Below are 19,653 nucleotides of genomic sequence, written 5' to 3'. Positions count from 1 at the left end.
TTAAATTATTCTTTCTGTGTGCAAGTTAGTCATTGTTTCTTTTGCACCTATACTTTGTAATAAAACAACATTATTTTTTATTGCCTGATTGAAACCCGGATAGTTGTTTAAGTTTTTGTCCCATAAGCGCCTGTCTCCTAAAATATTATCAATTGCAGTTTCAGGATTTTGCCAGTATTTATATAAAATCTCTGCAAATTCATCCTGAACAGGATATTTTTTCCCATTTGCACTTGCTACATAATTTTCGCCATCTTTTGTTGTATTCATAAAAATTATGTAAGCCGCAAGTCCAAGGGCAATAAGTGGTGGTACTTGGTTTTTCTGGCTATAATATTTTCTTATTAAAGGCATGTTACGCATCTGCATTTTTGAGGTAAAGTTTAGCGTAATTGCTTGCCATTGATGTTCTAAAAAAGGGTTGCTGAAGCGATCTATTACACTAAGGGAAAAATCAACAGCATCTTTATAAGTAATTTCATCATTTTCTAAAGAATTAGCAATTTCCTGCTGCATTAAGGCAGAAACATATTTAGCAAAGACTTCATCAGCCATTGCTTCCTTTACAGTATTAAAGCCAGATAATATGGCTAAACCACAGCTTAAAGTATGCGTTCCATTTAGCAAACGAAGTTTTAGTTCTTTAAATTTATTTATTGACGGTACAATTAAGATACCTTTATCTGCCTTTTCGAAAGAAAGAATTTCTTTTACTTTTTCGCTAGATGATTCTATTGCCCAAAGCCTGAAAGGTTCAGCCATGATCATTAATTCATCAGTATAACCGAGCTGCGCTTCAATTGCTTTTTGCTTTTCAATAGGAAGTTTGCCGGGAACAATCCTATCCACCAAGGTTTTACAGAAATGATTTTCAGTTTTTAACCATTGTTCAAAATCCCAGCTTAACTTATTTTGGATGGATAACTTCAGCAAAATTTCCTTTAATTTATCGGCATTGTCGCTGATTAATTCTGTAGGTACGATAACCATTCCACTTTCTGCAGAGCCATTAAAGGCTTTAAACCTTTCATGTAAAAATGCAAGCAATTTCCCTGGGTAAGATTGAGGAGGATTATCTGTTATTTTGTCTTCGCTCATCACAATTCCAACTTCCGTTGTATTTGAAATTACCACCTGCATTGCAGGATTATGCGCTGCCATTAGAATCTCAGTCCAATCTTGCGAAGCTGACAAAACACGGCTTATTGAAGAATTGATTGTGTTTTCTTCAATGTTTACACCATTTTCAATTCCTTTTACGCAAAGTGTATAAAGGTTATCTTGTTTAGAAAAAGCATCGGCACCACCTTGCGATGTTGATTTAACAACCAAAATACGACCATTAAAAATACTTTTTTTATTCGCTTTATCTATAAAATAATCGGGTAAGCCCCTTAGCAAAACGCCAGTACCAAATTGAATTACTTTCTCAGGCAATTCTAGAAGTTCTGCTGCAGGTATTTTTACACTTACTCCGCTTATGTTTTTTAAATTTTCTTTACTTAAAATCATTTGTTATTCATTTTTCGTCAAATATAATTTTAGACTTATTTCTTATGTATTTTACCTTAAAAGGTGTAGAAATAATGTTTTTTTAAGGTTTAAGTTGTTTGTTTTCTAGACGTTATGTTTCAACATCTGATAACCAAGTGTTTTTTCTAAAAGCTAGAAGCGAATTTATTTAAAATCTGTATTAATATAAAGATTAACAATGTGGTATATAAATAAATATAAAATAGGGCTAAAATTTTTAAAAAGAAGTAATGAATTAGCTTTTGTTAAAATATACTTGGTTATTATTAAAACAAGTTTACGATGTTTAAAGGTAAAACCAAAAGTAAATCTATGCAATCGTTGCCAAAGCACATAGTTTATGTTTCCACTTTTGCCGGATCAGTAAGTTTAAAGTCTGTTTTTAATATCGATTTGGCTTTCACCTTGCTAAATCCCTTAACTTATTAACTAAAGTTTGTTATCGGAAGCATTAAAAATCAATCAAGTTTAAACAATTATTTAACAACGAAAAAAAGGCTTTCATAGTTAAAACTTATATATTTGAAATTATAAATCAATTTTACCTATATGACTTTAGTTCAGCTTGAATACATTGTTGCAGTAGATACTTACAGGAGTTTTGTTACCGCTGCTGATAAGTGTTTTGTTACCCAACCAACGTTAAGTATGCAGGTGCAAAAGCTCGAAGAGTTACTTAGTGTAAAAATATTTGATAGAAGTAAACAACCGGTAAGTCCTACTGAAATTGGAATTCAAATTGTTGCACAAGCCAGAATTATTCTTCAGGAAAGTGGAAAAGTTAAAGAGTTAATTAGCAGCCAGCAACATGATGTTTTAGGTGAATTGCGAATTGGTGTTATCCCAACCGTTGCTCCATATTTATTGCCAGAAGTTATTTCTGTAATGTTAGAAAAATACCCCGAACTTAAATTAATGATTTGGGAATACACTACAGAGGATATTATTCATCATTTAAAAACTGGTGTACTGGATTGTGGAATTTTGGCAACACCGTTAACAGATGCTAATATAATAGAAATACCTCTTTATTATGAAAATTTTGTGAGTTATATTAGTAAAAATAGTAAGCTATATAAAAAAAAGGCTTTAGATGCTGATGATTTAAATGATGAAAATATATGGCTTTTAAACGAAGGTCATTGCATGCGGAATCAAGTTTTAAATATTTGCCGATCTACAAAAAATAACAGGCTTCAGGGTTTGGAATATAATACTGGCAGCGTAGAAACATTAGTTAGAATGGTTGATTTGAATGGGGGAGCTACCTTACTTCCTGAACTTGCAATAGCTGAATTAAATGCAAAGCAAACCAATAAAATAAGACATTTTAAATCTCCTGAACCTGTTCGTGAGATTAGCCTCGTTACAAACAAAAATTTCATTAAAAAAAGAATGCTTAATGCATTGAAAGATGAAATTTTGGAAATTATTCCCAAATCAATGAAACAAAAAAAGAAAAAAGATATCGTTGGAATTTAGTTGGCAGTAGAAGCTTCAATTCTATTAGCCTGATTAATTTTATCAACATAATGAGCTAACTCATAACGCTGTGTTTCAGGATTTCTACCTTCTAAAAATATCAGGATAATTAATGAAATAATTAGGATAAGGAAGGAAATGAAAAAATTAAAACCAAAAGCTTCTTCCTGTTCTTTTTGCAAGAAAACCAGCTAAAAGTTGAGCTGATAATAAAAGGCAGAGTACAAAAATTCAGACTAATATTTCAGGCATTTATATTAAAGCTTAGTTTACTTTTTCAGGTTTTATGAGTAAGCCATTTATATCAGCTTCAACCTCTTCGTCACCTTTTTTCTTTTTTTTATTTGACTTGCCACTTAAACGTTCTTCAATAATTTTATCGTATTGAGCCTGTTGCTCGCCCTTTAAAACATTACGAATTCCTTTTGATGTTTCGTTTTGTAGCTTATAGTATTTATCTATATCGTCTTCTTTGGTGTTGCCAGCTTGCTGCCTTTTAACCAAGTCAGATTGTTCTTTAGCTTGATTATAGGTTAAGCTGTAAATAATACTTTTTTGAGTATCATTCAGTTTAAGTTTTTTATCTAAATCTTCAACATTTTTCTTTGCAATATCAGCTGGGGTTGGCGCTTTTTGTTGTGCAAAAGACAAATTGCTTAAACCGATAACCAGAAAGAATAAGAATATAAGCTTTTTCATAAGTTCAAATATAATAACACGAAGGTATCAAATAATAAGAAAGCCTGCAAATTGTGTTTGCAGGCTTTACATTATCTAAATTTTGGTTACATTATAACGCTTTTTTGTAAAGCTCTGCAACCGCATCCCAGTTAACTGCATTCCAGATTGCAGCTAAGTAATCAGGACGCTTATTTTGATATTTCAGGTAGTACGCATGTTCCCAAACATCAATACCAAAAATTGGGGTACCTTTTACTTCAGCTATATCCATCAAAGGGTTATCTTGGTTTGGAGTGGATGAAACTTGCAATTTTTTATCGGCACCAACTGATAACCAAGCCCAGCCAGAACCAAAACGAGTTGCACCTGCTTCTTGCATTTTAGTTTTTAAATCAGCAAATGAACCGAAAGCAGAATTAATTGCGTTAGCTAAATCGCCGGTTGGTTCGCCACCTTTATTCGGGCCTAAGACATTCCAGAATAACGAGTGATTATAGTGTCCACCGCCATTATTTCTAACCGCTGCAGGATATTTTGAAATATTTTTCACAATATCTTCGATGCTAGAAGTTGCTTCAGGTTTACCTTCTAATGCTTTATTTAAGTTGGTAACATAAGCCTGATGATGTTTGTCATGGTGGATTTCCATGGTCATTTTATCAATATGCGGTTCTAATGCATCGGTTGCGTAATGTAACGCAGGTAATTCAAAAGCCATAATATTTATATGTTTAAAGTTTAAAATTTTTATTGAAACAAATATAACACTCGAAGGTTAAGTTTTGTTCATGTTATTATCATCAAATGATTTTTTTAGCTTGGTATCCGCAATTCTGAATTTATTTGAACGTCTTTATTTTTTAAACTGATGTTAAAAAAATGGGCGTAGGGTTATTGGCAATTGTAGGTGAATGCTAGCAGAATTAACCGTTTTCTCTTTTCTTTGCGAAGAAGCTCTTCATAAGTTCGGCACATTCTTCAGCCAAAATGCCGCCCTTTAATTGTGTTTTGGGGTGTAATAAATTAGCTCCCTTAGATAGAAAGCCTCTTTTTTCTTCCCGGGCGCCGTAAACGATTCTGCTTATCTGTGTCCAGTAGCTTGCACCTGCGCACATTACGCATGGCTCAATGGTTACGTACAAAGTACAATCAGTTAAATATTTACCACCGATTGTTTGGCTTGCTGAGGTAAAGGCCTGCATCTCTGCATGTGCGGTAACATCATTAAAGCGCTCGGTCAAATTATAACCGCGGCCAATAATTCTATTCTTTGAAACAACAATTGCGCCAATCGGAATCTCATCTTCTGTTAAAGCTTTGTTTGCTTCTGCCAAAGCTAGTTTCATATAGTGAATATCTTCTGCGTCGGGATCTTTATTTTCGAAATTATAAAAACTCATGGTTCAAATATAGGTTATATCATTTTACTACCGTTTGGAACTTTGCCATTCGATGTTGATAAAACAATATCTCCATTTTCATCTGCAAAACCTGTAACCAAAAATTCAGACATAAACTTGCCAATTTGTTTTTTCGGGAAATTAATAACTCCAATAATTTGTTTGCCGGTTAGTTCTTCTTTGTTATAAAGTTTAGTGATTTGCGCACTACTCATTTTTATGCCAAATTCACCGAAATCTACCTTTAATTTGTATGCAGGTTTTTTCGCTTCAGGGAAATCGAAAACTTCTAATATCGTTCCAATTCGCAATTCAATTTTTTCAAAATCATCCCAAGTTATCTCCTTCATGATTAACAATATTTTTTGCTAAAATTAAAATATAAGCGTTAAAATTTAATATTTATCTCTAAATGATATGCTCGTACATTCGGAATACGCTTTATCAACGTATTTATTTTGTTAAAAATCTGGATTTATTTTTTTGATTCATTACATTTAGAGTTCTGAACCAAATAATATTGAATAATTAATGAAAAATAACTTACTGGATACGAAAGATTACATTGTATTTTTAATCTATTTCGTAATTGTTGCCGCTTACGGTCTGTACATTTACAACAAGAAAAAATCTGCATCAACGGGGTCGAAAGATTATTTTCTGGCAGAAGGTTCTTTAACCTGGTGGGCAATCGGTGCATCGCTAATTGCATCAAACATATCTGCCGAGCAATTTATTGGTATGAGTGGCTCAGGCTTTAAAATGGGCCTTGCAATTGCTACTTACGAATGGATGGCGGCAGCGACACTAATTGTTGTAGCGGTATTCTTTATTCCGGTTTACCTGAAGAATAATATTTCAACAATGCCGCAATTCTTACATCAAAGGTACAATGGTACAGTAGCAATGATAATGGCGGTGTTTTGGTTGTTGCTTTATGTTGTGGTAAATCTTACTTCGATTCTGTATTTGGGTGCTTTGGCAGTAAGCAGTATTTCGGGTTTTAGCCTCGATCTCTGTATGTATGCCATAGCAGGTTTTGCAATTATTATTACCCTTGGCGGGATGAAAGTGATTGGTTATACAGATGTTATTCAGGTGTTTTTCCTGATTTTGGGTGGCCTAGCAACAACTTATTTAGCCCTAAACTTAGTTTCTGATCATTACGGCACTAAAGGGGTTTTTGAAGGATATAGTTTGATGACATCAAAAGCATCAGAGCATTTCCACATGATTTTAAAACCAGAGAACGAAAACTATATTGATTTACCGGGTATTAGTGTTCTTATTGGTGGAATGTGGATTGTGAACTTAAATTACTGGGGTTGTAACCAATACATTACCCAAAGAGCGCTGGGAGCAGATTTGAAAACAGCCAGGAGCGGTATTTTATTTGCAGCTTTTTTAAAGCTATTAATGCCGATTATTGTTGTGCTACCTGGTATCGCAGCTTATGTCCTATATAAAGATGGTGCATTCCAATCAGAAATGCTTCAAGATGGTTCGGTAAATCCCGACAGAGCGTACCCTGTTTTACTTAATCTTTTGCCTGCCGGATTAAAAGGACTTTCTTTTGCGGCATTAACCGCAGCAGTTGTGGCTTCGCTTGCTGGTAAAGCCAATAGTATTGCAACCATATTTACTTTAGATATTTATAAAAAGGTTTTAAATATAGATGCAACGGAGAAAAATCTAGTTTTAACCGGTAAAATAGCAATTGTAGTTGCGATGGTTTTAGGGGTTTTAATTGCCCCGCATTTAGGTATCGATAAAAAAGGTGGTTTCCAATATATTCAGGAATATACCGGTTTTGTTTCGCCTGGTATTTTTGCCATGTTTATTTTAGGATTCTTTTGGAAAAAAACAACATCTAATGCTGCTTTGTTCGCCACAATTGGCGGCTTTGCCTTGTCATTGTTTCTTAAATTTGTTCCGAAATGGTCAGATCTTTCCTGGTTATCAGGTATGGGATTCTCGAAGCTTGTTAAGCAGGAAAATGGAAGCATGCTATATGAAATTCCATTTCTAGACAGGATGGGCTTTGTGTTTATATTCTGTATAATTGGAATGTTTATTATTAGTATGATTGAAGGCAGAAAAGGTGTAAATAGCAAAGGACTTGAAATTGATTCGAAGATGTTTAAAACATCAACCGGTTTTGCAGTTGGAGCCTTGTTAATTCTTGGTTTATTGGTTGCGCTTTACAGCATTTACTGGTAAATAAAATTAAAATGGTTTTTTAAAAGCTTTTCGGGAAATTGAAAAGCTTTTTTTTGCTTCGTTATGGATAATCACTTATGCTATAGATGATGTTCTGCAAAAAGTAATTGATAGTGTAGTTATTAAAAATAACTACTGGGCACAAGGTCCTTCCGGGATTTCTTTGCTGATTTTTATAACTTTAGTTACCACTAATGTAGAATCGAAATCAGCAGCTACTGTTGCTGTATCAGATTTTGCAAAGTAACCCTGTAGTTCTACATAAACAGGCTCGTATGGTTTCTCAAAGTTTAGGTTACTATAAGAAAGTTCAAGGTTTTTAACACTGTCAGCAACCCAATATTCTCTTCCATCTTCGCAAAGTGTAAATGATTTCATTTCAGGGCCAAAACTATATAAGCCTTTAACGGTTTTAATATTACTTGTCGATTCTGCCCTTTCTGTTCTGTTACAAGCGGTAATGGCCACGCCGGTTAGCATAACGAATACAGTTGCTTGTTTAAATAATTTCATGATTATAATGATTGATTAATCTGTTCTATATTCTTTACGCTTAAATTAGATGACAAAGCCGATGCCAAAAATGAGAAAATGCCAACCGTTACAAAAACTAAAATAAAATCTTTCCACTTTAAGCCTATGGGATAGGAGCTTATAAGCGTCATATTATCTTCTCCCATTTTAATCAATCCGAAATTGTGTTGTAAAAAATAGAATATGATTCCAATTATTAATCCAAGCACACATCCTGACATGGTTATCATCATTCCTTCTAACAGGAAGATTCTTTTGATTAACTTTTTACTAGCACCCAAGCTGCTTAATATTGCAATATCTTTTACTTTATCAATTACAAGCATTGTTAAAGACCCTATTATATTAAATATAGCAATTATTAAGATAAAAGTAAGGATAATGTAAACCGCCCATTTTTCTGTATATAGGATGTGATAAAGCGAACGATTCTGCTCGGCACGATTTCTTACTTCAAAGGCCGAGCCAGCTTTCTCTGCAACTTCTTCCTGAAATTTATCAATATCTACCCCAGGTTGGAGGTTTATTTCTATTGATGAAACATTTTTATCTTCGCCTAAAAGTTCTCTTGCAAAACCGAGTGGTACTATAATTCCGTTGTCAAATTCCTGCTGAACCTCGAATACTCCGCTAACTCGAATACTTTTGTTTACAAAATCATCAGCAGGATTTAACGTGCTAGTTGATATATTTTTTTTTGGAGAAAAAATTTCTAATTCAGTAAAAGGATCTACCGTATTTACTGCTAAATAACTTTGTAATGCCGACCCAATAACTGAAGTATAACCGCTTTTATTATTTAAAACAAACCTACCTTCTTTTATAGTGCTATCTAATTTTGAATTTTTCAGGTAATCATAACTCACTCCCTTAACCAATCCTACAGCTTGCTTATTGTTGTATTTTAATAAGGCATTTTCTTGCAGAACTTCTGTAAAGGAATAAACATCTTTATTGTTTTTCAGCTGATTAAAATATTTTGTATCTGGGTTAAAGGTTTTACCTTTTACGGGTGAAATTGCTAATTCAGGAGTAACCGTATTAAACATATTTAATATGGTTACTTCAAGGCCGTTAAATACAGAAAGAATTATTATTAAAGCGGCGCTACCAACCATAACACCAACCATAGAAATCCCCGAAATCAGATTAATGGCATTTGTTGATTTTTTTGCAAACAAATACCTTTTGGCAATATAGAATGGTGTATTCACGATTTAAAGATAAAGAAAAGAGTATGCTATTTAAGGTTGCTGGATTTTCTAACTAACTAACTAAAAAATGGGTTGTTTTGTTTTTCAAAACCAATTGTGGTTGCTGGCCCATGCCCGGGATAAACTTTGCAATCATCAGGTAATAGAAACAACTTCGTTTCAATATTATTGATTAGTTGCTGATGATTACCTCCTGGTAAATCTGTACGGCCGATACTTCCATAAAAGAGAACATCACCACCAATTAAAAAGTTATCAGCTTTGCTGTAAAAGCACAAATGCGCAGGCGAGTGTCCAGGAGCAAAAATTAAATCTAAACTACTATTTCCAAAGGTTATTGTTCCTGTTTCGCCTAAAAAGGTTTCTGGCTCGGGAGAAAGTTCATATTTAGTAAAACCCATTTGAGGTGCATAACCTGGTACAGCTTGTAGAATTTGCAATTCGCCTTTATGAAATTGTGGCTTCAATCCCCATGTATCAAAAACAAATTTATTTCCGAAAATATGGTCTAAGTGGCAATGTGTATTTAGAAGCAGGACAGGTTTTAATTCGTTTTCTTTTATAAAAGTAACAAGTTTATTCTGCTCTGCGCCCTCGTACATGCCAGGGTCGATTATTACACATTCTCTCGTTTCGTCAAATAAAACATAAGTATTCTCACTATAGGTGTTAAACGTAAATATTTTTATGCTAATCATGTTTCTAAATATTTTGGAGAAAGAAATTAATCCTTCCATTTAAATGTAGATATCATTTTATCGATATCTTTTTTTATAAACTTTACAACAGGCTCAATGGAATCGTACTGGGGTCGCTCATTAAAATATAATGCTCCTCTAAAATAATGTTTCGTGCTATCTGTTAAAAAAAACTGCACTGATGAAGCGGTATTACCTTCAATAGCATAATAAATGCCATAAACTTTTCTGTCAGGATAATTAATCAGTTTCTGATCAATTGCGGTTGCTTTGATGGTGTGTTTAAATGCTAGTTTTCTAGCATCTTCTACCATTTCATCATATTCAGCTTTGTTCGCAACATCATAATAGGTTAAGTGTAAAAAGCCATTAAACTGTGTAAAATGCAAATTATACCAATCTTTTTTAACATTTCTACCACGATCAGTTTCCATTTTTGCATATACTGGATATTCAAAACTAAATGGGGCTGCATTATCAAAAGTCTGATATTTCTTTTCGGGATAAATGATTCGGAAATAACCATTAGGTTTTGGACTATAATCGTTATTCTGACAAGCTGCCACGAATAATAGAAGCATAAAAGTAAGAAAAAACAGGTGTTTTATTTTCATATTGGCTTCTTTACATTGTTGCTTTTATACTACTGCATTAACGATAGTTACAACATATTATTCCAAATGCACCAGGCTTTTTCTGCTTGTTTGTGTAGCATCTCTAAACCGTTTTTAATTTTTGAGCCTTGCTCTGCAGCCTTTGCTAAGAAACTAGTCTCTAAAGGATTATACACTAAATCGTAGGCTAAATGGCTTTCATCTAATTGAGAATAATCGATATCAGGACAAGTATCAACATTAGGCGACATGCCTAAAGGTGTTGTATTAATTAATAATTTGTGCGATTGTAAAATTTCTGCAGTAATATCGCTGTATAAAATTGTACCCGGAACCGCTTTACGTACAACAACTTTGTATTCGATATTTAACTTTTCTAATATATATTTTACTGCTTTTGCTGCGCCACCATCACCAAAAATCAATGCTTTGGTATGTTGAGGTTCAATTAATGGTTTTAATGAAGCTTCAAAACCGTAGGCATCAGTATTAAATCCCTTTAAATACGTCTCTCCTTCAAAGCTTCTTATGGCAATACAATTTATAGCGCCAATTTTTTCTGCAGCTTCTTCTATATCATTTAGAAATGGTAAAACTGTAATCTTATGTGGAATGGTTACATTCAGGCCGTAAAGTGATGTTTGTTCTGCCAACAAATCGGGTAAAGATTTGATGTTTTCAATAGGAAAAAGTTCGTATTGATGATTTGTAATCCCTTCGTTAAGAAATTTTTCGGTAAAATACTTTTTAGAGAAAGAATGAGAAAGCGGATAACCTATTAAGCCGTAAGTTTTCATTTTAGTTTTCATTTTGGCCTTTCAATGTTGCCATTTCTGAAAAAACAAAATGACTCAGCCTGTTTTGGCTAAAGCCATTTTTGCTTTATTTTTAACCGTCTACTGAAGTCGGCGGCAATGAATTATTTTCCTAAGTTAAGAAAGTGGTCGAATGTATCGCCACGTAATCCTAATCTAATGGTTTCTAAAGGAATAACTTCTGCGGGAGTAATATTTCCAAGGTTAACATTTGACCCGATAAGTTTAATAAACCAAACTTGCTGTTCTTTTTGTGGTGCTTCCCAGATAATTGTATCTTCAGGAATTTGGGTAAGGATTTCATCAACCAAGCCTTCTCTAACTTCACCGCTACCACGGTAAATACCAACATTTCCACCCTCGCGTGCTTCGGCAATTACTTTCCATGAACCGGCCTCCATTTCAGCCTTCATTAATTTAATCCATTTGTACGGAGCAAATATTTTTGCGGCATCTTTACTACCCACTTCAGAAATTACAGTAACCTGTTTGGCTAATTTACTGATGTAATCACATTTTATATCGTGTTCAATTTCTATAGAGCCATCCGAAACTTCGGCATATTCCATTCCGTATTGGTCTAAAATGCGTTGATAATCTTCGAACTGATTACGAATGATAAAGGCTTCGAAAAGCGTTCCTCCGAAGTAAGTTGGGATACCTGCGCTTTTATATAAAGCTAATTTCTCTTTCAGATTAGGTGTAACATGTGATGTAGCCCAACCTAATTTTACAATATCTGTATGTAAGCCGGCGACTTCAATGAAATCTTCTACCTGGCGAAGGCTTAATCCCTTATCCATAACCATTGTTAAGCCTTTTTGGCGTGGTTTAGCAGGACGTTCGGGAACGTTTAATAATGGGTAATTCATATACGTACAAAAGTGAAAAAAAATTTGAGATTTATTTGTTAAATTTTTCTCACAAGGTTATTACCTGATATATCTGTTTATAACGTTGATAATGGCGCTGTTATCTTGCAACTGCGGTAAATATTCAAATAAAATGTAATGTTTATCGGGGTCAGTTGTTAAAGCGGTTTCTAAATAACCAAGTGCATCTGCATAACTTCCTAATGCAAACAGATAGGCAACCATTCTATAATACAATTCTGCAGCTTCTGGATTATTCTTAATCGCCTCTGCCATTGTTTCTGATGCCTCCAAAAGCTTTCCTTGCTCATAAAGAACGGTGCTAAAATCTAACCAAGCTTCAATATCTAACGGATTGTACTCTAAAACTTTCTCATAAGCAGCAATAGATTCTTCAATTTGATTCAGTTTGTAATGAGCATCAGCCATTGCGAACCAGAAATCAGGGTTTTCTCCTTCTAAATCAATTGCTTTTTTGTAGAAATGCAAGGATTCGAAATAACGCTCTTCGTGATTTAATGTTACACCAATTCCAAACCAGGCATCAGCCATTTTTGGATCCATTTTTACCGATTTTTTGTAATAGGAGCGGGCTTCATCCATCTTTTCTAACTTCTCATAACACTCTCCAATTGCGCAATAAGTATCTGCATTTGGTTGTTCATATTCGAAAGTATGTTTGTAAACCTCTATTGCCTCATCATATTTATCCAACTGAACCAAGGCATTGCCCTTGTTAAAATATGCAGAACTGAAATCCTCTTTAATTAAAATGGCATAATCGTAAGCATCAATTGCCTTTTCGAAAAGATTAAGTTTATGAAAGCTGTTACCCAAATTATACCATGCTGCATAAGAGTATGGGTCAGTATCAATATATTGTTGGTAAAATTTAATGCTTTCTTCTTGTTTATCTAAAACATCATAGCAAAAAGCCAATTCGTATAAGCCGTCCTGATTTTCCATGTTTTGCTCCAAACTCATTTTAATATAAGTAATGGCACTTTCATAATCAGACATGCTTTGATAAACATAAGCTATCTGCAATAAAATTTCATCTGTGTTTTCAGCTAAAATCAAAGCCTTTTCATAATTTTCAAGCGCTTCGCTGTAGCGTTCTGTATTCTGATAAATATTGCCACGAAGCAAATAAATGTCAGGCTCGGATGGTTCTAAAAGTTCAGCTTTTTGTAAAGCTAGAAATGCTTGTTCGTTATTATTTGTTAAGATAAATAGATGCGCTTGTTTTATTAAAAAAACGGTTGCATACGGATGTTGACTAACGGCATAATCCACAACCTGTAAAGCTTTTACAGGGTCGTTTTTTTCGATGTAAAAATCTACAATGTATTCAAAAGCACCTGCATCGAAAAAATACTGATCCTTATTTCGGATCATTTCTTCGTAACGTTCTATCGAACGTTGTGCATCTTCATTGGATTCAAAAAAGAATTCTTCTTCCATATTGTTATACTATTAAAGAACCGTGCCATTTAGCAGAAAAACACATTATAAGTTTACAATATTTACCAATGTAGTTTAAAAATAATTACTAACATTGGATGTTTAAATCAACGTAAATCATTGAAAATAAACGATATTAGTTGTGTTTTGATGTGTGAATAATCAACAACTTTATTCGGTATCGCGGTTCCTTTTCCCTTCTTTTACAAAAATACTATAAATTTATCTTATCAATAGTAATTAATAAGTCATGAAAAGAGTATTCGTTTTAGCACTAATATGTGCATTTTTTAGTGAAAAACTGGTGGCTCAAAGCTTTCATGAAGATGCAGTGAAAAAAGTAGTCAACAATCTTTTTCTAGGAATGAAGAATGGTGATAGCACATTATCCTCGTCCGCTTTTGCAATGAATAGTATTTTGCAAACCATTGTTAGTAAAGATGGTGAAAGTATGGTACGGACAGAATCTGTTTCTGAATTTATTAAGTTTATCGGCACACCTCATTCTCAAAAATATGATCAGCGAATAGTGTTTACCAAGATATTAATTGATGGCCCATTGGCAAGTGTTTGGGCCGACTATAAGTTTTACGTTGATGATAAATTTAGTCATTGTGGAGTGAATTCTTTTCAACTTGTTAAGGGCAAAAAGGGTTGGCAAATCGTTTATATTATTGATACCAGAAGAAAAGATGATTGTAAATCTTAGCTTTGAAGTATTGACCAAAAATAAAATATCAAGAGCAAATATATTATGAAAACAGATATTCAATCTATATTAGATAAGTTAGGAATAGAAGCTAATAACGCGGCATTTAGTACAGGAAACGACTGGGGAGGTTCTTTAAATTCAGAAACTATAAACAGTTTTTCTCCAGTTGATGGAAATAAAATAGCTTCTGTTGGTGTCGCCAGTCAAAAAGATTATGAAGGGGTGATTTTAAAAGCACAAGAAGCCTTCCTTTTCTGGAAAACAGTTCCTTCTCCAAAAAGAGGCGACATTGTTCGGCAACTTGGCGATGCGTTGCGTAAAAACAAAGAAGCTTTAGGAACGCTGGTTTCATACGAAATGGGTAAAAGTTTGCAAGAGGGTTTCGGCGAAGTGCAGGAGATGATAGATATTTGTGATTTTGCCGTTGGTTTATCCCGTCAACTATATGGTTTAACCATGCACAGCGAACGTCCAAGTCATCGGATGTACGAGCAATGGCATCCACTTGGCATTGTCGGCATTATTTCTGCTTTTAATTTTCCTGTGGCCGTATGGAGTTGGAATGCCGCTCTAGCTTTGGTTTGCGGTAATGTTTGCATTTGGAAACCATCAGAAAAAACGCCCTTAACCGGAATTGCCTGTCAGAAAATTATTTCAAAAGTTTTGGCAGATAATGATATGCCTGAAGGTGTTTCAAACCTAATTATTGGCGATAAATCGATTGGCGAATTGATGACAAATGATATTCGTGTACCTTTAATTTCTGCAACAGGTTCTACACGAATGGGTAAAGCGGTTGCTGCGGCTGTGGGTGCTCGTTTAGGAAAAAGTTTATTAGAACTTGGCGGAAACAATGCAATTATTATTTCTGAGCATGCAGACTTGGATATGAGTTTAATTGGTGCCGTTTTTGGTGCAGTTGGTACTGCTGGGCAACGTTGTACTTCTACACGACGATTAATTATTCACGAAAATATTTACGATGCATTTAAAGCAAAACTAGTTAAGTCGTATGGGCAATTGAGAATTGGCGATCCTTTGGATCAAAATAATCATGTTGGTCCGTTGATTGATGTAGCTGCTGTTACAGCTTATTTGGATTCAATTGAAAAGTGTAAAGCTGAGGGTGGAAATTTTGTTGTTGAAGGTGGTGTTTTAAAAGGCGAAAATTATAGCAGTGGCTGCTATGTAAAACCGTGTATTGCAGAGGTTAAAAACGATTATAAAATTGTTCAGCATGAAACATTTGCGCCGATTTTATATTTAATAAAATATAAAACATTGGATGAAGCAATTGCTTTTCAGAATGGCGTTCCGCAAGGTCTATCATCAGCAATTATGACTTTGAACTTGAGGGAAGCAGAGCATTTTCTTTCAAATCAGGGGTCTGATTGTGGTATTGCCAACGTTAATATCGGTACATCTGGCGCTGAAATTGGTGGTGCTTTTGGAGGTGAAAAAGAAACCGGTGGCGGAAGAGAAAGTGGTTCTGATGCTTGGAGAGCTTATATGCGTCGACAAACAAATACCATAAATTATTCGCATACTTTGCCATTGGCACAAGGTATAAAGTTTGATTTGTAGGAAAGGGAACATCTTTTAAAATTTAATAGTAAAAAAACAGCGAAGGAATCGCTCCTTCGCTGTCATCATTAACTAAAACTAAACTATGTATGTTGATTGTTAGAAAAGTTTTTCTAACAAGTCGATTTTTAGATCTTCGTATCGAGATAAGTTATTTGCATAGACTGCTTTTGGCACAATGCTAATGTTTGTGTTGTCAGAAGCAAAATCGTCCATTTTAATTTTAGCTTCATAACCTAAAACTGCTGTATGGCTTTCAGTTGTTCCTTCTAAATTTAAGCTCGTTCCATCATTAATTGTTGTTGTTAAATTAATTGTGTTTGCATTAATGCTAGCCGATGCTCTATCTTTTAAAACTACATTAAGATTTAATAAATTGAATTTTCCAGAAGTTAATACGGTAGAAGTATTTGAAGCTTCGATCGATGAAATATTGTTAACGTGTGCAATAACAGTTAACGCATCTTTACTGAATGAGCTAACGCGAAGTTCTGAGCCTTGTTGTTGTACCAATGCATTGTTTGCATAGTACTTATCGAAAACTTCGATACTTTCCTTACCATCCTGAACTAGGATAAGTTTAACATTTCCACTAACTGCAATTTTTGTAATGTTTCTAACTTGAGTTAGAGCTGTGTAGCTTGAATTAACTTCTGTAGCATTTGCTACTATTGTTGCGCTGCTTAAAGCAACTATTGTTAAAGAGGCAACGAATAAGTTTTTGATAGAATTTTTCATGACTTTAATATTTTATATGTTATAAATCTTTTTTTAAATCCCTAATTATTAGGTTGTTTTGAATATAAGACGACAACAACTGGAAAACGTTTCAGCGGAAAGCTCGCTATTATACCACAGCCATAATATTATAGACGAACGCCAGTAATATCTATACGAAAAAGGACTTATCTGCGTGAAAAAATAATAAAAGAATTAAGGGTTATTAAATCCGTATAACATTTTTGTTAAAAAGAGTTAATATGCTTTTAAACTAATGAATTAGTTTTATATTCGGACAATAAACCTAATTTCATCTATGAAAAGATTACTACTCTCAGTGTGCTTTCTATTTTTTTGTCTCTTAACCGCAAAAGCACAAAACCTGCACGCAATTAAAGGGCGTGTAATTGATACCACTACAACAGCAATATTAGGAGGAACCTCAATTGCTGTTTTAAATGCTAAAGATTCAACTTTGGTAAAATTCACCCGGTCTGCAGAAAATGGATTGTTCGATATTAGCAATATCAAGAACGGTAAATATATTTTGTTGGTTTCTTACCCTAAATACGCAGACTTTGTAGATTATTTTACGTTAGATTCTACAAAGAAAGATATTGATTACGGAAAGATTAGCTTAACGGGAAAAGCACAAATTTTAGCCGATGTAATTATTAAAGGTAATCGCTCTGCAATTAAAATTAAAGGCGATACAACAGAATTCGACCCGCAGGCATATACCATAGAGCCAAATGCCAAAGTAGAAGATTTGATTAAACAGTTTCCCGGAATCCAGATTGATAAGGACGGTAAAATTACAGCACAAGGCCAAAAAAATGTTAAGGTTTTAGTAGATGGTGAAGAATTTTTCGGAGACGACCCAACACTGGTAACCAAAAACATTCGTGCTGATATGGTTGATAAAGTTCAGTTATATGATAAAAAAAGTGACCAGGCAACATTTACCGATATTGATGATGGCGAAAAAACAAAAACGCTAAATATTAAGCTTAAGGAAAATGCAAAAAATGGCTATTTTGGGAAAGCCGTTGGCGGCGTTGGTACAGATGGTTTTTATCAGGGACAGTTATTATTTAATAAGTTTGCTGGCAAAAAGAAATTCTCAGCCTATGGTATATTAGGTAATAACGGTCAGATAGGTTTAGGCTGGGAAGATAGCCAAAAACTTGGTGCATCGGGCGGCACTACGGTTAGTGATGATGGCGGAATATATTTTACCGGTGGCGGCGATGAATTTGAGGGATGGGGTGGCCAATATAACGGGCAAGGTATTCCGGTTGCAAGAACCGGTGGTTTGCATTTTGACAATAAATGGAACGATGATAAAGAAACTTTAAATACAAATTATAAAATCGGCTCGTTAAAAGTAGTTGGTGATAGAAGTACAATTAGCCAAAACAACCTTTCAACTGGTATTATCAACAACACCTCGAATCAAACTTACGATAATGATATATTCAGACAGAAACTTGATGCGATGTATGAAATTAAACTGGATTCGACTTTAACTTTAAAAGTAAATGTAGACGGAACTTTAAAAAACAGTACCACATTTAACGATTATTCGACTTTAGGTACCAGGGGTGATAACAGTTTACTTAATACGAGTGCAAGAACTTTGATTAACGATGGTGATGATAAAATTTTTAACATCAATGCTTTTCTTACAAAAAGGCTTAAGAAAAAAGGCCGTACGTTATCACTTAATTTAAGTCAATCCGTGTCTGACAGTAAAACAGAAGGCTACTTAAATTCTTCAAATAGCTTTTATAGTACAACCGGTTCGTTAGATAGTATTGCTAATGTAAATCAATATAAGGTTAATGACATTAAAAATAATGTTTTTAAATCAAACCTTGCTTATACAGAACCCATTAGTAAAACATTAACAGTGGTTATAAATTATGGTTTAAATTTAATCAATGGTCGTTCAGATAGGAAATCGTTTAACCAATCTGCGCCAGGAAAGTATGATATTTTTGATACACAGTTTAGTAATGATTATCAATTGGATCAAACTGTAAATCAGGGTGGTGCAATCTTTAACTATAAAAGGGGTAAAACTGTAATTAATGCTGGTTCTAAATTTAGCGGGGTAAGATTTAAACAAGAAGATTTGTATAATAATAAAACATACAATAGAAACTTTATAAATTATATGCCACAGGCAATGTATCAATACAACTTTTCTCAACAAAAATCTTTTAGATTAAATTACAACGGAAATACAAACCAACCATCTCTAGAACAAATTCAACCAATCAGAGTAAATAACGATCCACTAAATATCACCCTTGGTAATCCTGATTTAAGGCCGTCATTTAGAAGTAGCTTGAATGCACGCTATAACTCATACAAGGTTTTAACAAGTCAATCTATATACATCAGCGGAAATTATAGTTTTACAAACAACCCTATTGTAAGCGATGTATTTACGGATGCCGCAGGTAAAAGCACTTTTAAATCTGTTAATATTTCAAGCAAAACACCGACAAATTTCAGTGTTTACTCCAGTATTGATAGGAAGATTTTAGGTATTACCATGGGTATAGGATTTAATATGAATGGAAGTAATTCTTATAACTACATAAACAGTGTTTTGAATGAAACTAAATATGCATCCTACTCACCAACAATTAATATCCAAAAGTATGTTGAGAAAAAATTTAGTTTTTATGCCTATTTCGGCCCTAGCTATTCTACAACAGAAGCGTCAGTTCAACAAGCTTTTAATAGTAATGGATGGGGGGCTTCGGGTTACCTTTCGGGAAACATTCAATTGCCTGGTAAATTTGAAATTAATACTGATGGGGAATATACTTACCGCGGAAAAACGCAAGCTTTTAACGAGTCGTTTACACGCTTTTTATGGAACACAACTATAAGTAAGAAATTCTTTAAAGCACAAAATTTGAAAACTTCTATTACTGGATTTGATCTTTTAAACCAAAACCAAGGGTTTGACCGTTCAGCTTCAAACGGTAATATTACACAAAGTAGTTATACAACAATAAAAAGATATTTTATGTTCTCACTAAGTTGGGACTTTACAAAAATGGGCGGTGGCGCTAAACCTCAAAACTAATAAC

Annotated in this window: 19 protein-coding genes; 5 read left to right on the top strand and 14 right to left on the bottom strand. The window is 34.0% G+C overall.

All coding sequences use genetic code 11. The annotated features are described in order from the left end of the window. Positions 1 to 1,512: a tagaturonate reductase gene (locus tag IEV50_RS03145; RefSeq protein ID WP_188411780.1), complete on the bottom strand. Its 1,512-nt coding sequence runs from the start codon at positions 1,510 to 1,512 to the stop codon at positions 1 to 3. Between the two features lie 570 nt (positions 1,513 to 2,082). On the opposite strand from IEV50_RS03145, the gene IEV50_RS03140 reads away from it, so the two are divergent. Further along, on the top strand, positions 2,083 to 3,015 hold the full coding sequence (locus tag IEV50_RS03140; protein WP_188411779.1) for a hydrogen peroxide-inducible genes activator: 933 nt from the start codon (positions 2,083 to 2,085) through the stop codon (positions 3,013 to 3,015). Here IEV50_RS03140 and IEV50_RS03135 read toward each other — a convergent pair. The 5 genes from IEV50_RS03135 to IEV50_RS03115 form a co-directional block, all read right to left on the bottom strand. Continuing rightward, a complete protein-coding gene (locus IEV50_RS03135; protein WP_188411778.1) occupies positions 3,012 to 3,197 on the bottom strand; it encodes a hypothetical protein in 186 nt (61 codons plus the stop codon). The genes IEV50_RS03140 and IEV50_RS03135 overlap by 4 nt on opposite strands. Positions 3,198 to 3,279: 82 nt before the next feature. Beyond that, the gene (locus IEV50_RS03130) at positions 3,280 to 3,714 is read right to left on the bottom strand and encodes a hypothetical protein (protein ID WP_188411777.1); all 435 of its coding nucleotides are present in this window, start codon (positions 3,712 to 3,714) and stop codon (positions 3,280 to 3,282) included. A 91-nt stretch (positions 3,715 to 3,805) separates the two neighbouring features. After that, the gene (locus tag IEV50_RS03125; RefSeq protein WP_229746598.1) at positions 3,806 to 4,414 is read right to left on the bottom strand and encodes a superoxide dismutase; all 609 of its coding nucleotides are present in this window, start codon (positions 4,412 to 4,414) and stop codon (positions 3,806 to 3,808) included. 205 nt (positions 4,415 to 4,619) lie between these two features. Next, positions 4,620 to 5,096 (bottom strand): nucleoside deaminase, encoded by a 477-nt coding sequence (locus IEV50_RS03120; protein WP_188411776.1) that lies wholly within the window; start codon positions 5,094 to 5,096, stop codon positions 4,620 to 4,622. A 14-nt stretch (positions 5,097 to 5,110) separates the two neighbouring features. Continuing rightward, positions 5,111 to 5,446 (bottom strand): tRNA-binding protein, encoded by a 336-nt coding sequence (locus IEV50_RS03115; RefSeq protein WP_188411775.1) that lies wholly within the window; start codon positions 5,444 to 5,446, stop codon positions 5,111 to 5,113. 181 nt (positions 5,447 to 5,627) lie between these two features. Between IEV50_RS03115 and IEV50_RS03110 the strand changes: the two genes are divergently transcribed. Further along, on the top strand, positions 5,628 to 7,316 hold the full coding sequence (locus IEV50_RS03110) for a sodium/sugar symporter (RefSeq protein WP_188411774.1): 1,689 nt from the start codon (positions 5,628 to 5,630) through the stop codon (positions 7,314 to 7,316). A 132-nt stretch (positions 7,317 to 7,448) separates the two neighbouring features. On the opposite strand, the gene IEV50_RS03105 is transcribed toward IEV50_RS03110, so the two are convergent. The 7 genes from IEV50_RS03105 to IEV50_RS03075 all read right to left on the bottom strand — a co-directional run bounded on the left by IEV50_RS03105 (position 7,449) and on the right by IEV50_RS03075 (position 13,527). Beyond that, entirely contained in the window at positions 7,449 to 7,829 is a 381-nt protein-coding gene (locus tag IEV50_RS03105; RefSeq protein WP_188411773.1) for a hypothetical protein, read from the bottom strand. A gap of 2 nt (positions 7,830 to 7,831) precedes the next feature. Further along, positions 7,832 to 9,064: an ABC transporter permease gene (locus IEV50_RS03100; protein ID WP_188411772.1), complete on the bottom strand. Its 1,233-nt coding sequence runs from the start codon at positions 9,062 to 9,064 to the stop codon at positions 7,832 to 7,834. A 56-nt stretch (positions 9,065 to 9,120) separates the two neighbouring features. Next, positions 9,121 to 9,762 carry an MBL fold metallo-hydrolase gene (locus IEV50_RS03095; RefSeq protein WP_188411771.1) on the bottom strand — a complete coding sequence of 214 codons (642 nt, stop codon included), beginning with the start codon at positions 9,760 to 9,762 and terminating at the stop codon, positions 9,121 to 9,123. A gap of 26 nt (positions 9,763 to 9,788) precedes the next feature. Continuing rightward, on the bottom strand, positions 9,789 to 10,376 hold the full coding sequence (gene gldD / locus IEV50_RS03090) for a gliding motility lipoprotein GldD (protein ID WP_188411770.1): 588 nt from the start codon (positions 10,374 to 10,376) through the stop codon (positions 9,789 to 9,791). A gap of 47 nt (positions 10,377 to 10,423) precedes the next feature. Further along, entirely contained in the window at positions 10,424 to 11,185 is a 762-nt protein-coding gene (locus IEV50_RS03085; protein WP_308785469.1) for a shikimate dehydrogenase family protein, read from the bottom strand. Between the two features lie 110 nt (positions 11,186 to 11,295). After that, positions 11,296 to 12,063 carry a phosphosulfolactate synthase gene (locus tag IEV50_RS03080; protein WP_188411769.1) on the bottom strand — a complete coding sequence of 256 codons (768 nt, stop codon included), beginning with the start codon at positions 12,061 to 12,063 and terminating at the stop codon, positions 11,296 to 11,298. A gap of 60 nt (positions 12,064 to 12,123) precedes the next feature. Then, on the bottom strand, positions 12,124 to 13,527 hold the full coding sequence (locus IEV50_RS03075) for a tetratricopeptide repeat protein (RefSeq protein WP_188411768.1): 1,404 nt from the start codon (positions 13,525 to 13,527) through the stop codon (positions 12,124 to 12,126). Between the two features lie 250 nt (positions 13,528 to 13,777). Between IEV50_RS03075 and IEV50_RS03070 the strand changes: the two genes are divergently transcribed. Then, the gene (locus IEV50_RS03070; RefSeq protein WP_188411767.1) at positions 13,778 to 14,236 is read left to right on the top strand and encodes a nuclear transport factor 2 family protein; all 459 of its coding nucleotides are present in this window, start codon (positions 13,778 to 13,780) and stop codon (positions 14,234 to 14,236) included. Positions 14,237 to 14,281: 45 nt separating this feature from the next. After that, positions 14,282 to 15,823, top strand: coding sequence for an L-piperidine-6-carboxylate dehydrogenase (amaB, locus tag IEV50_RS03065; RefSeq protein WP_188411766.1), 1,542 nt, complete (start codon positions 14,282 to 14,284; stop codon positions 15,821 to 15,823). A gap of 99 nt (positions 15,824 to 15,922) precedes the next feature. Here amaB and IEV50_RS03060 read toward each other — a convergent pair whose 3' ends face one another. Further along, positions 15,923 to 16,561: a GIN domain-containing protein gene (locus tag IEV50_RS03060; protein ID WP_188411765.1), complete on the bottom strand. Its 639-nt coding sequence runs from the start codon at positions 16,559 to 16,561 to the stop codon at positions 15,923 to 15,925. Positions 16,562 to 16,859: 298 nt separating this feature from the next. On the opposite strand from IEV50_RS03060, the gene IEV50_RS03055 reads away from it, so the two are divergent. Further along, a complete protein-coding gene (locus IEV50_RS03055) occupies positions 16,860 to 19,649 on the top strand; it encodes an outer membrane beta-barrel family protein (RefSeq protein ID WP_188411764.1) in 2,790 nt (929 codons plus the stop codon). Positions 19,650 to 19,653: the final 4 nt, after the last annotated feature.

This window comes from Pedobacter mendelii, assembly GCF_014635725.1.
Lineage (GTDB): Bacteria > Bacteroidota > Bacteroidia > Sphingobacteriales > Sphingobacteriaceae > Pedobacter > Pedobacter mendelii.
Note: the sequence above shows the minus strand (reverse complement) of the source record. Positions and strands in the feature narration are given on the sequence as shown.

What these genes read in the sequence shown, in the direction of transcription:
- IEV50_RS03145 (WP_188411780.1), bottom strand. Translation starts at nt 1,512, where the DNA reads ATGATTTTAAGTAAAGAAAATTTAAAAAACATAAGCGGAGTAAGTGTA.
- IEV50_RS03140 (WP_188411779.1), top strand. Translation starts at nt 2,083, where the DNA reads ATGACTTTAGTTCAGCTTGAATACATTGTTGCAGTAGATACTTACAGG.
- IEV50_RS03130 (WP_188411777.1), bottom strand. Translation starts at nt 3,714, where the DNA reads ATGAAAAAGCTTATATTCTTATTCTTTCTGGTTATCGGTTTAAGCAAT.
- IEV50_RS03125 (WP_229746598.1), bottom strand. Translation starts at nt 4,414, where the DNA reads ATGGCTTTTGAATTACCTGCGTTACATTACGCAACCGATGCATTAGAA.
- IEV50_RS03120 (WP_188411776.1), bottom strand. Translation starts at nt 5,096, where the DNA reads ATGAGTTTTTATAATTTCGAAAATAAAGATCCCGACGCAGAAGATATT.
- IEV50_RS03115 (WP_188411775.1), bottom strand. Translation starts at nt 5,446, where the DNA reads ATGAAGGAGATAACTTGGGATGATTTTGAAAAAATTGAATTGCGAATT.
- IEV50_RS03110 (WP_188411774.1), top strand. Translation starts at nt 5,628, where the DNA reads ATGAAAAATAACTTACTGGATACGAAAGATTACATTGTATTTTTAATC.
- IEV50_RS03105 (WP_188411773.1), bottom strand. Translation starts at nt 7,829, where the DNA reads ATGAAATTATTTAAACAAGCAACTGTATTCGTTATGCTAACCGGCGTG.
- IEV50_RS03095 (WP_188411771.1), bottom strand. Translation starts at nt 9,762, where the DNA reads ATGATTAGCATAAAAATATTTACGTTTAACACCTATAGTGAGAATACT.
- gldD (WP_188411770.1), bottom strand. Translation starts at nt 10,376, where the DNA reads ATGAAAATAAAACACCTGTTTTTTCTTACTTTTATGCTTCTATTATTC.
- IEV50_RS03085 (WP_308785469.1), bottom strand. Translation starts at nt 11,185, where the DNA reads ATGAAAACTAAAATGAAAACTTACGGCTTAATAGGTTATCCGCTTTCT.
- IEV50_RS03080 (WP_188411769.1), bottom strand. Translation starts at nt 12,063, where the DNA reads ATGAATTACCCATTATTAAACGTTCCCGAACGTCCTGCTAAACCACGC.
- IEV50_RS03075 (WP_188411768.1), bottom strand. Translation starts at nt 13,527, where the DNA reads ATGGAAGAAGAATTCTTTTTTGAATCCAATGAAGATGCACAACGTTCG.
- IEV50_RS03070 (WP_188411767.1), top strand. Translation starts at nt 13,778, where the DNA reads ATGAAAAGAGTATTCGTTTTAGCACTAATATGTGCATTTTTTAGTGAA.
- amaB (WP_188411766.1), top strand. Translation starts at nt 14,282, where the DNA reads ATGAAAACAGATATTCAATCTATATTAGATAAGTTAGGAATAGAAGCT.
- IEV50_RS03060 (WP_188411765.1), bottom strand. Translation starts at nt 16,561, where the DNA reads ATGAAAAATTCTATCAAAAACTTATTCGTTGCCTCTTTAACAATAGTT.
- IEV50_RS03055 (WP_188411764.1), top strand. Translation starts at nt 16,860, where the DNA reads ATGAAAAGATTACTACTCTCAGTGTGCTTTCTATTTTTTTGTCTCTTA.